Below are 10,737 nucleotides of genomic sequence, written 5' to 3'. Positions count from 1 at the left end.
CAGGAGAACAAAATACCAGTAAAAAAAAGGTCAAGAAGAAAAAAAGAAAAAAGTCAATACGACTAGCAATATTCCAATTGCACAACAAAATCTTGCAGGACTTGTTATTTTTATAGCTGCGATTTTAATCGTATTTTCACTCTTCTTTATTTCGCCTTGGTCTAAGCAAAAGATTCTTACAGTATCAGGAACAAAAAATGCTCTACCAGAAGATGTGAAAGTTGCAAGTGGTATTCTTGATACAGATTATATTACTCACGTCTTTTTCAACCAAGAAGAGGTTGCATCAACTGTTGAAAAGACCAACGTTTGGGTCAAAAAGGCTACAGTAACTTATAGTTTTCCAAATCAATTTAATATTGCAGTGAAAGAATATCCAATCGTGGCTTATCGTCAAACATCAAATGGATATGTTTCTATTCTTGAAAATGGTAAGACTGGAGGGACTGTTTCGACAGGAAATCTACCAGATAAATTCATCACTTTAAAGATGGATGATGAAAAGAAAATTGAAGATTTAGTAAAAGAGTTGAATAAACTTGATAGTAAAATCAAGACTAATATTCAAATTATTAATTTAACGCCTACAAAAGCTACTACAGATTTGTTGACAATTGAGTTATATGATGGAAATTCTATTCGCGTTCCCCTTTCTCAATTAACGACTAAGTTACCTTATTACGAGAAAATTAAGAGTAAGCTTTCAGATGGAAGTATTGTAGATATGGAGGTTGGCCTCTATACAACAACTCCTGAAGTAGAATCATCAAAAACTGATAAGGATAAAAAGAAAGATAAAAACAAGACAGATAAGAAGGAAGATAAAGAAATTTCCGACGAGGGTCAAGGAACAACGACACTAAGTGAACAAAATACTGAGGAAGAAGCTAATGCTGAAAATTCAGATATTCAAGGAGTAGGAAATCCGACTGTTAATCAAGATAGAACTCTTCAAACTTCCCCTATTCAAGGCTAATATTGAATAATAAAAACGTAAAATGCTGACATTTTACGTTTTTTTATGGTACAATAGTATCCGAATAATTCTGTATTTATACAGTTTACAAAGATATTGAATGGAAAGATTGAGAGGTCGAGTGAATGGCTAGAGATGGCTTTTTTACAGGATTAGATATAGGAACTAGCTCGATTAAGGTTCTTGTTGCTGAGTTTATTGATGGATCAATGAATGTCATCGGAGTAAGTAATGTTAAGAGTTCTGGTGTGAAAGATGGCATCATTGTTGATATTGACGCTGCAGCAAAATCAATCAAAACAGCTATTGAGCAAGCAGAAGAAAAAGCTGGTATTGTGATTGAGCAAGTGAATGTTGGGCTTCCAGCCAATCTTCTTCAAATTGAGCCTACACAAGGTATGATTCCTGTAACAAGTGAATCAAAAGAAATCAAAGATGAAGACGTTGAAAGTGTTGTTCGCTCAGCCTTGACTAAGAGTATTACACCTGAGCGTGAGGTTATCTCACTAGTTCCTGAAGAGTTTATCGTTGATGGTTTTCAAGGGATTCGTGATCCTCGTGGAATGATGGGGATTCGTCTTGAAATGAGAGGCCTCATTTACACAGGACCAACAACAATTCTTCACAATCTTCGTAAGACAGTTGAGCGTGCAGGTATTCAGGTTGAGAATATCATCATCTCTCCTCTTGCAATGACTCGTGCTGTCTTAAATGAAGGTGAGCGTGAATTTGGTGCTACTGTTATTGATATGGGTGGTGGCCAAACGACTGTTGCAAGCATGCGTGCTCAAGAACTTCAGTTTACTAATATTTACTCTGAGGGTGGCGAATATATCACCAAGGATATTTCAAAAGTCTTGAAAACATCTATGCAAATTGCAGAAGCGCTTAAGTTTAATTTTGGTAATGCTGACATTGGAGAAGCAAGTGAAACTGAAACTGTTCAGGTAGAGGTTGTAGGTGAAAATTCACCTGTTGAAATCACTGAGAAATATCTTGCTGAGATTATCTCAGCTCGTGTGAAGCATATCTTGGATAGAGTTAAACAAGACTTGACACGAGGTCGCCTACTTGATTTGCCTGGTGGTATTGTCCTTGTAGGTGGAACAGCCATCATGCCAGGTGTGGTTGAAGTTGCTCAGGAAATTTTTGAGACAAATGTGAAACTTTATATACCTAACCAAGTTGGTATCCGTAATCCAATGTTTGCAAATGTAATTAGTCTTGTTGAGTATGTTGGTCTCCTTACAGAAGTTGATATTATTGCTCAGCAAGCTGTGTGTGGTGAAGAGTATCTTCGTCGTAAACCTATCGACAATGAGGCGCCTACCTTGAGTTTTGATAGAACTACTACTTCAGCACCCCGAGTGACTCCACAACAAAATCGTATTCCAGTTGAGAATACCGTTGAGGTACCTCTACCGGTTGATGAAGAAAATCATGAACAAAAACAAAAACTCGGAGATCGTGTTCGTGGAATCTTCGGAAGTATGTTTGATTAATTGAATCTAGTAAAAGTGAGGAAATAAAATGAGTTTTTCATTTGATAGCGCATCAGTTCAGGGTGCGGTAATTAAAGTTATCGGTGTCGGTGGAGGTGGAGGAAATGCCATCAACCGAATGATTGAAGAAGGTCTTGCTGGTGTTGAATTTATTGCAGCTAACACGGATATTCAAGCACTCAGCTCTTCTAAAGCAGAAACAGTTATCCAATTAGGTCCTAAATTGACTCGTGGTCTTGGTGCTGGAGGTCAACCTGAAGTTGGTCGTAAAGCAGCTGAAGAAAGTGAAGAAACACTTACAGAGGCACTTACAGGAGCTGATATGGTATTTATCACTGCTGGTATGGGTGGTGGTTCTGGTACAGGGGCAGCACCAGTTATTGCACGTATTGCTAAAAGCTTGGGTGCATTGACAGTAGCAGTGGTTACACGTCCATTTGGATTTGAAGGTAATAAGCGCGGTTCCTTCGCTGTTGAAGGTATTCAAGAATTGCGTGAGCAAGTTGATACTCTTCTTATTATCTCTAACAACAACCTTCTTGAAATCGTTGATAAGAAAACTCCACTTCTTGAAGCCCTTAGTGAAGCAGATAATGTCCTACGCCAAGGGGTACAAGGGATTACAGACCTTATTACCAACCCAGGTTTAATCAACCTCGACTTTGCTGATGTGAAAACAGTTATGGCAAATAAAGGTAATGCGCTTATGGGGATTGGTATTGGTTCTGGTGAAGAACGTATTGTTGAAGCTGCACGCAAAGCAATCTATTCACCGCTTCTTGAAACAACTATCGATGGTGCAGAAGATGTTATTGTTAACGTAACTGGTGGACTTGATATGACTCTTACAGAGGCAGAAGAAGCATCTGAAATCGTTGGTCAAGCTGCTGGTAACGGTGTTAATATTTGGCTTGGTACATCAATCGATGATACTTTGAAAGATGAAATTCGTGTAACGGTTGTTGCAACAGGGGTTCGTCAAGATCGTGCTGAAAAGGTATCTGGTATGAAAGCCCGACCACGTAAAGTGACTACATCTCCTTCACAATCGTCAGTTCCTACTCAGCAAGTGGCTCAAGAACAACAACGTCCAGGTTCTCAACCTTCATTTGAACGTCAACTGAACTTAGACTACAATGAAACACCTTCAATGTCACAATCAGGAGTTCGTCCTGCTGTGGCAGCATCTCAACAAGAGCAGTCAGCTTTTGGACATTGGGATTTGAAACGTGATGATATTTCTCGTCCTGAAACAGGTGAACTTGATAGTCAATTAACGATGTCTACATTCTCAAGTGATGTTGAAGATGACGATGAATTGGAGACACCACCATTTTTTAAAAACCGTTAATGATGACTATAGAAGATAATAAAAATGGTATTTATCAAGCGGTAAAAAAAGCATGTGAAAAAGCTAATCGCTCTAGCGAAGAAGTCAATATAATTGCCGTAACTAAGTATGTTTCAAGTGAAATCGCTGAAGAATTGGTTGAAACGGGAATTAAACACATTGCTGAAAACCGTGTTGATAAATTTTTAGATAAGTATCAGGCATTAAAAAAATATGATTTGACATGGCACCTTATTGGTAGTTTACAACGTCGAAAAGTAAAGGATGTTATTAATTTAGTTGATTATTTTCATGCTTTGGATTCTGTTAAATTGGCAGAGGAAATTCAAAAGCGTGCGGATCATACCATTAATTGCTTCCTACAAGTTAATGTTTCAGGTGAGGAGTCGAAACATGGTTTTCCACCTGAAGAACTTGATACAGTTCTAAATCACATTGAAAATCTTGATAAAATTTGTATAGTAGGGCTAATGACTATGGCTCCAATTGATGCGAATGCTCAAGAACTTGATAAGATTTTTGCTGAGACAAATGAACTTAGACAATCAATTCAAGATAAAAAAATAAAGAATGTTCCTTGTGATCAACTAAGCATGGGGATGAGTCGAGACTATGACATGGCTATTCAGAATGGATCAACCTTTGTTAGAATAGGCAGTGCATTCTTTAAAGAGAACGGAGAATAACCTTATGGCAATAAAAGATGCAATTGATAAAATTGTTTCATATTTTGATACCGACGAAGTAACAGATTATGAAGATGTTGCTAAAGAAGAGGCTAAAGAACGTCCAGTTAAAGTACAGAAAACTGGGCATACACCACCCCCTCGACAGCAACGTAAACCTGAGCGTCCTCAGGCAACAGTCCCTCCTCGTCGCCAACATATCAATTCAGACGTACAGGAAACTCAAGTCCTTCGTAGTTTACCTTTGAGTCGATCACAAGCTAGTCAGGGATCCCAACAAATGAATATAACTAAAACTACAATTGCAATTAAATATCCTAAAAAATATGAAGATGCTCAAGAAATTGTAGAACTTTTGATTGAAAATGAATGTGTTTTAATTGATTTTCAATATATGTTAGAAGCACAAGCTCGTCGTTGTTTAGACTTTATTGATGGTGCTAGCAAGGTACTTACAGGAAACTTACAAAAAGTTGGTTCTTCCATGTACTTGCTCACACCAATCAACGTTGTTGTTGACATCGAAGAGATTGGTTTGACTCATGGAAATCAAGAAGCTACTTTCGACTTCGACATGAAGAGACGTTAAGCCATGTCTGTATTACTATATGTTATTTGGGCACGTATTGTTAACTTAGTAGAGATACTCCTTGTAATCTATGCTTTGTTATCTTGGTTTCCAGGAGCTTATGATACAGCTCTTGGAAAGACTATTAGACAAATTGTTCAGCCAATTCTTGCGCCATTTCGTAGGCTGAATTTGGTTTTTGCTGGTATTGATTTTTCAATTATCGCAATTATACTTTTGTTAAATTTCTCTCTTAGTATTCTTAAGGTTGTCCTATTTTGATGTTTGAACAAAAAAATATTGAACAGCATTACTCGTTAGAAGAACGTTTTTTTTAGAAAAGGTTAAGGGATTTTGTCAATTAGTTGAAGATCGGTATAGCCCCTATTTGACTGATTTCTTAAATCCTCGTGAAATCCAGATTGTCAAAGATTTAGCAAATTACTATAATTTAAAATTTTTTGTAAGTTCAACTTTTGATAACGAAGAGTATGGAAGAGTGATTCTTGCACCGGATTATTATGAGCTTGATGAAGATGACTTTGAAATTAAACGATTAGAGATTTCTTATGCTAGACAATTTAATAAATTGATACACCCCAAAATTTTGGGCGCACTGATCAATCAACTTGGTCTTGAACGTCAAGTATTTGGAGATGTCATTCTTGATGAAGAAGGCCGAGTTCAATTTAATATTGCTTCTCATCTAGCCAGCTATGCAATAATGACTATTACTAAAATCGGTAAGGTTTCGGTTACGCTTAGAGAAGCAAGTAAAGATGATTGGATTTCAAATCAAGAAAAATATTCTCAATTTTTTGTCTTGCTTTCTAGTATGCGTCTTGATAATGTGTTAGCTACAGTATTAAAAATATCACGTTCAAATGCTTTAAAGCTAATTGCTTCAGGAAAAGTCAAACTTAATTATAGGCAAATTGAGAAAGCTGATCAGACAATATCTATTGGTGATATGATTTCAGTTAGAGGTTTTGGCCGATTTCGTCTAGCTCAACAAGAAGGAATTTCTAAATCAGGAAAAGCTAAGGTCGTCATCGACAGTCTTCTAAGACGACAAAAGTAGGTATTTAATTTAAAAGCATCAGAGATGCTAATGAAACTTGAGGAGATCTGTAATGAACAAGAAGTAGATGAATTTCTTGATATTATCGTAGATAGTTATGAAGATTTAGTTCATGGAAATCGTGAACTTGTTGCTCATGTAAAAGAGTTTGAAGAAATGGTAAAAAAATAAAGGAGGCCTGTAATGGCAATCACAGCACTTGATATTAAAGATAAACAGTTTACCACTAAATTTCGTGGATACAATGAACAAGAAGTAGATGAATTTCTTGATATTATCGTAGATGATTATGAAGATTTAGTTCGTGACAATCGTGAACTTTCTACTCGTGTAAAAGAGCTTGAAGAAAAATTGGCTTATTTTGACGAAATGAAAGAATCATTGAGCCAGTCAGTTATCTTGGCTCAAGAAACAGCTGAAAAAGTTAAAGCTTCAGCAGCAGATGAATCAGCTAACTTGATTAACAAGGCCAACTTTAATGCGACACACTTGATTGAAGAAGCTAAATCTAAGGCATCTGAAATTCTTCGTGATGCTACAGATGAAGCAAAACGTGTTGCCATTGAAACTGAAGAACTTAAACGTCAAAGTCGTGTTTTCCACCAACGTCTTTTGGCTGCAGTTGAAGGTCAACTTAGCTTGGCAAATGCTCCAGAGTGGGGGGAATTGTTGCAACCAACAGCTATTTATCTTCAAAACTCAGATGCTGCCTTTAAAGAAGTTGTTGAAAAAGTGCTGGATGAACATGTTCCAGATTCAAATGATGCTGCTTCGTTCGATGCAACTCGTCAATTCACTCCTGACGAAATGGCTGAACTTCAACGTCGCGTTGCTGAAAGCAATAAACAAGTTGAAGATTTCTCTAATCCAGATATTGACGAAACAAATGATATTACTTCAATTCCAGTAGATTTTGGTATTGCAGATTCATTCGAAAGTGAAGTAGCTGATTTTCCAACTTCTACACTTGTAGACGAGGAGATTGATTTGCAACCAGAAGCAAGTGTTGAAATCAACCTTAATGAAACACAAACTTTTAAATTAAATATTGGCGAATAAGAAAAATACAACTTACCAAGTATATTAACAGCGAGTGGGAGATGGTGTGAGTCCCACATTCCCTATTTGGATAGTTATCATTTTCAAGCATTCTAACTGAAATAAGTAAGCTAGAAGGGAGGTCCTCCTTACGGACATTTGAGGGAGCAATTTTACGTGCTCTAAACTAAGGTGGTACCACGAGCTTTCGTCCTTTTTTGATGAAGGCTCTTTTTATTTAGTAGAATTAAATTAAAGAGGAGATATAATGAAACTTAAAGAAACTTTAAATCTAGGTAAGACAGCTTTTCCAATGCGTGCTGGACTTCCTAATAAAGAACCACTCTGGCAAAAAGAGTGGGAAGATGCTAAGATGTATCAACGTCGTCAAGAGTTGAACCAAGGTAAACCTCACTTCACTCTTCATGATGGACCTCCATATGCCAATGGTAATATTCACGTTGGACATGCGATGAATAAGATTTCTAAGGATATCATTGTTCGTTCAAAATCAATGTCTGGTTTCTATGCTCCTTACGTTCCTGGTTGGGATACGCATGGTCTTCCAATTGAACAAGTGTTGGCAAAACAAGGTGTGAAACGTAAAGAACTTGATCGTGCTGAATACCTTAAGATGTGTCGTGATTATGCACTTTCACAAGTTGACAAACAACGTGAAGATTTCAAACGTCTTGGTGTTTCGGCTGATTGGGATAACCCATATGTTACTTTGACACCAGATTATGAGGCAGCCCAAATCCGTGTCTTTGGTGAAATGGCTAAAAAGGGTTATATCTATCAAGGTGCGAAACCTGTATACTGGTCATGGTCATCAGAATCAGCACTTGCTGAAGCAGAGATTGAATATCATGATTTGGTTTCAACATCTCTTTACTATGCCAATAAGGTTAAAGAAGGTAAAGGTGTTTTAGATACTGATACTTATATTGTTGTTTGGACTACAACACCATTTACAGTGACAGCTTCACGTGGTTTGACTGTAGGTGCAGATATTGAGTATGTTCTTGTAAAACCTGCTGGAGAGACTCGTAAGTTTATTGTTGCTTCTGAATTACTAAATAGTCTTTCTGAGAAATTTGGTTGGGCTGAAGTAGAAGTTCTTAATACTTACCGTGGTGATGAATTAAATCAAATCGTTACAGAACACCCTTGGGATACAGAAGTTGATGAGCTTGTTATCCTTGGTGACCACGTTACTACAGATTCTGGTACAGGTATCGTCCATACGGCCCCTGGTTTTGGTGAGGATGACTATAATGTAGGTATCGCTAATGGCCTTGAAGTTGCGGTAACTGTTAATGAGCGTGGTATCATGATGGAAAATGCTGGTCCTGATTTTGAAGGTCAGTTCTACGATAAAGTGGCACCAATTGTTATGGAAAAACTCGGCGATTTACTTCTTGCGAAAGAAGAAATCTCACACTCATACCCATTTGACTGGCGTACGAAGAAACCAATCATCTGGCGTGCAGTGCCGCAATGGTTTGCCTCTGTTTCTAAATTCCGTCAAGAGATTTTGGATGAGATTGAAAAAGTTAAATTCCATTCTGAGTGGGGGAAAGTTCGTCTCTACAACATGATTCGTGACCGTGGTGACTGGGTAATCTCTCGTCAACGAGCTTGGGGTGTACCACTCCCAATCTTCTATGCTGAAGATAAAACACCAATCATGACTGAAGAAACGATTGAACATGTGGCTAAACTTTTCGAAGAGCACGGTTCAGTTATCTGGTGGGAACGTGATGCCAAAGATCTTCTTCCAGAAGGCTTTACACATCCAGGTTCACCAAATGGTGAGTTCACTAAAGAAAATGATATTATGGATGTGTGGTTTGACTCAGGATCATCATGGAATGGTGTTGTTGTAAACCGTCCAGAGTTAACATATCCAGCTGATCTCTATCTCGAAGGTTCAGACCAATACCGTGGTTGGTTCAACTCATCACTTATCACCTCAGTTGCCAATCATGGTGTTGCACCATATAAACAACTCTTGTCTCAAGGTTTTGCACTTGATGGTAAGGGTGAAAAGATGTCTAAATCTCTTGGAAATACCATTGCGCCTAGTGATGTTGAGAAACAATTTGGTGCTGAAATTCTTCGTCTTTGGGTAACAAGTGTAGATACTAGCAATGACGTTCGTATCTCAATGGATATCCTTAGCCAAGTATCAGAATCTTATCGTAAGATTCGTAACACACTTCGTTTCTTGCTTGCTAATACTTCTGACTTCAATCCAACAACTGATGCAGTAGCCTTCGAAGACTTGCGCTCTGTCGATCAATATATGACTATTCGTTTCAACCAATTGGTTAAGACTATTCGTGATGCCTATGCAAACTTTGAATTCTTGACTATTTACAAAGCTTTGGTTAACTTTATTAATGTTGAATTGTCAGCCTTCTATCTTGATTTTGCCAAAGATGTCGTTTACATTGAGAGCGCTGAATCACTTGAACGTCGTCAAATGCAAACAGTCTTCTACGATATTCTTGTTAAGATTACAAAACTCTTGACTCCAATCCTTCCTCATACTGCAGAAGAAATTTGGTCATATCTTGAATTTGAAAATGAAGACTATGTTCAATTGTCAGAGTTGCCAGAAGCAGAAGATTTTGCAAATCAAGATGCACTTCTTGAAAAATGGAATGCCTTCATGGACTTCCGTGGACAAGCTCAAAAAGCTTTGGAAGAAGCTCGTAATGAGAAAGTTATTGGTAAATCGCTTGAAGCTCATTTAACTATCTATCCAGATGCTGAAGTTAAAGAACTTCTTGAAAGTTTGAATACTAACCTTGCTCAACTTTTGATTGTTTCAGCTCTAACAATTGCTGAAGAAGATGTTCCTGAATCTGCTGTAAGCTTCCAAGGTGTTTCATTCACAGTAGAACGTGCTGAAGGTGAAGTATGCGACCGTTGTCGTCGTATTGATCCAACTACTAAAGAACGTAGCTACAACGCGACTATCTGTGATCACTGTGCTAGCATTATCGAAGAAAACTTTGCTGAAGGTGTGGCAGAAGGTTTCGAAGTTAAAGCAAAATAAGCTAAAAAGAGTCGCTCCTTGTCAACTGTAGTGGGTGACGAAAAGCTAATATCTAGAGAGGACCTGATAGGTCTTCTCTTTTTTTATGTTCAGAGTGATGAAGACACGTTTCTTAAAGTTGATGAAGTTTCTAAAACCGAATCCCAACCGTTTGATGTCTTTAATCAACTTGTTAGTCGCTTCTAGTTTCGCGTTTGAATAGTCTGTTTCTAGCGCATTCTGGATGTATTGCTTGTGTCTAATAAAAGTCCTAAAGACCGTTTGAAAGTAGTGATTGACCTTGCTCATGTTCTCCTCTATTAACTCAAAAAACTCATCTACTCTTTTCTCCTGAAAGTGAAAAAGCAAGAGCTGATAGAGGTTATAATAATTAGCGAGTTCCTCTGAGAAATTCAATGTCTTCTCAACAACTTCATGTGGTGCTAAAGTTTGGCGGAAAGTCTTTGAATAAAAAGAGCTGATAGAGAG

Annotated in this window: 7 protein-coding genes and 5 pseudogenes; 11 read left to right on the top strand and 1 reads right to left on the bottom strand. The window is 37.6% G+C overall.

The window, feature by feature from the left end; all coding sequences use genetic code 11:
- From HMPREF9425_RS05735 to ileS, 11 genes and pseudogenes are all read left to right on the top strand, one after another.
- A pseudogene (locus HMPREF9425_RS05735) lies at nt 1-976 on the top strand (cell division protein FtsQ/DivIB); the annotation flags it as partial.
- A gap of 125 nt (nt 977-1,101) precedes the next feature.
- Nucleotides 1,102-2,478: a cell division protein FtsA gene (gene ftsA / locus HMPREF9425_RS05730; RefSeq protein WP_003097444.1), complete on the top strand. Its 1,377-nt coding sequence runs from the start codon at nt 1,102-1,104 to the stop codon at nt 2,476-2,478.
- 28 nt (nt 2,479-2,506) lie between these two features.
- Nucleotides 2,507-3,494, top strand: a pseudogene (ftsZ, locus tag HMPREF9425_RS05725) (cell division protein FtsZ); the annotation flags it as partial.
- Nucleotides 3,495-3,673: 179 nt separating this feature from the next.
- A pseudogene (locus HMPREF9425_RS10705) lies at nt 3,674-3,829 on the top strand (cell division protein FtsZ); the annotation flags it as partial.
- Nucleotides 3,830-3,831: 2 nt separating this feature from the next.
- On the top strand, nt 3,832-4,515 hold the full coding sequence (locus HMPREF9425_RS05720) for a YggS family pyridoxal phosphate-dependent enzyme (protein WP_037621717.1): 684 nt from the start codon (nt 3,832-3,834) through the stop codon (nt 4,513-4,515).
- 4 nt (nt 4,516-4,519) lie between these two features.
- A complete protein-coding gene (locus HMPREF9425_RS05715) occupies nt 4,520-5,104 on the top strand; it encodes a cell division protein SepF (RefSeq protein ID WP_003094206.1) in 585 nt (194 codons plus the stop codon).
- Between the two features lie 3 nt (nt 5,105-5,107).
- Complete coding sequence (locus HMPREF9425_RS05710; protein WP_003094075.1) at nt 5,108-5,365, top strand: YggT family protein; 258 nt, start codon at nt 5,108-5,110, stop codon at nt 5,363-5,365.
- Nucleotides 5,365-6,164, top strand: a pseudogene (locus HMPREF9425_RS05705) (YlmH family RNA-binding protein). Before HMPREF9425_RS05710 ends, HMPREF9425_RS05705 begins: the two are co-directional and overlap by 1 nt.
- Nucleotides 6,165-6,194: 30 nt before the next feature.
- Nucleotides 6,195-6,335: a DivIVA domain-containing protein gene (locus HMPREF9425_RS05700; RefSeq protein ID WP_227278310.1), complete on the top strand. Its 141-nt coding sequence runs from the start codon at nt 6,195-6,197 to the stop codon at nt 6,333-6,335.
- A 12-nt stretch (nt 6,336-6,347) separates the two neighbouring features.
- Nucleotides 6,348-7,223 (top strand): DivIVA domain-containing protein, encoded by an 876-nt coding sequence (locus HMPREF9425_RS05695; RefSeq protein WP_003097437.1) that lies wholly within the window; start codon nt 6,348-6,350, stop codon nt 7,221-7,223.
- Nucleotides 7,224-7,470: 247 nt separating this feature from the next.
- Nucleotides 7,471-10,269: an isoleucine--tRNA ligase gene (ileS, locus tag HMPREF9425_RS05690; protein WP_003094246.1), complete on the top strand. Its 2,799-nt coding sequence runs from the start codon at nt 7,471-7,473 to the stop codon at nt 10,267-10,269.
- A gap of 52 nt (nt 10,270-10,321) precedes the next feature.
- Here the strand turns inward: ileS and HMPREF9425_RS05685 are convergent.
- Nucleotides 10,322-10,737, bottom strand: a pseudogene (locus HMPREF9425_RS05685) (transposase); the annotation flags it as partial.

Source organism: Streptococcus vestibularis ATCC 49124 (assembly GCF_000188295.1).
GTDB lineage: Bacteria > Bacillota > Bacilli > Lactobacillales > Streptococcaceae > Streptococcus > Streptococcus vestibularis.
This window is presented reverse-complemented; position numbering and strand designations above follow the sequence as displayed.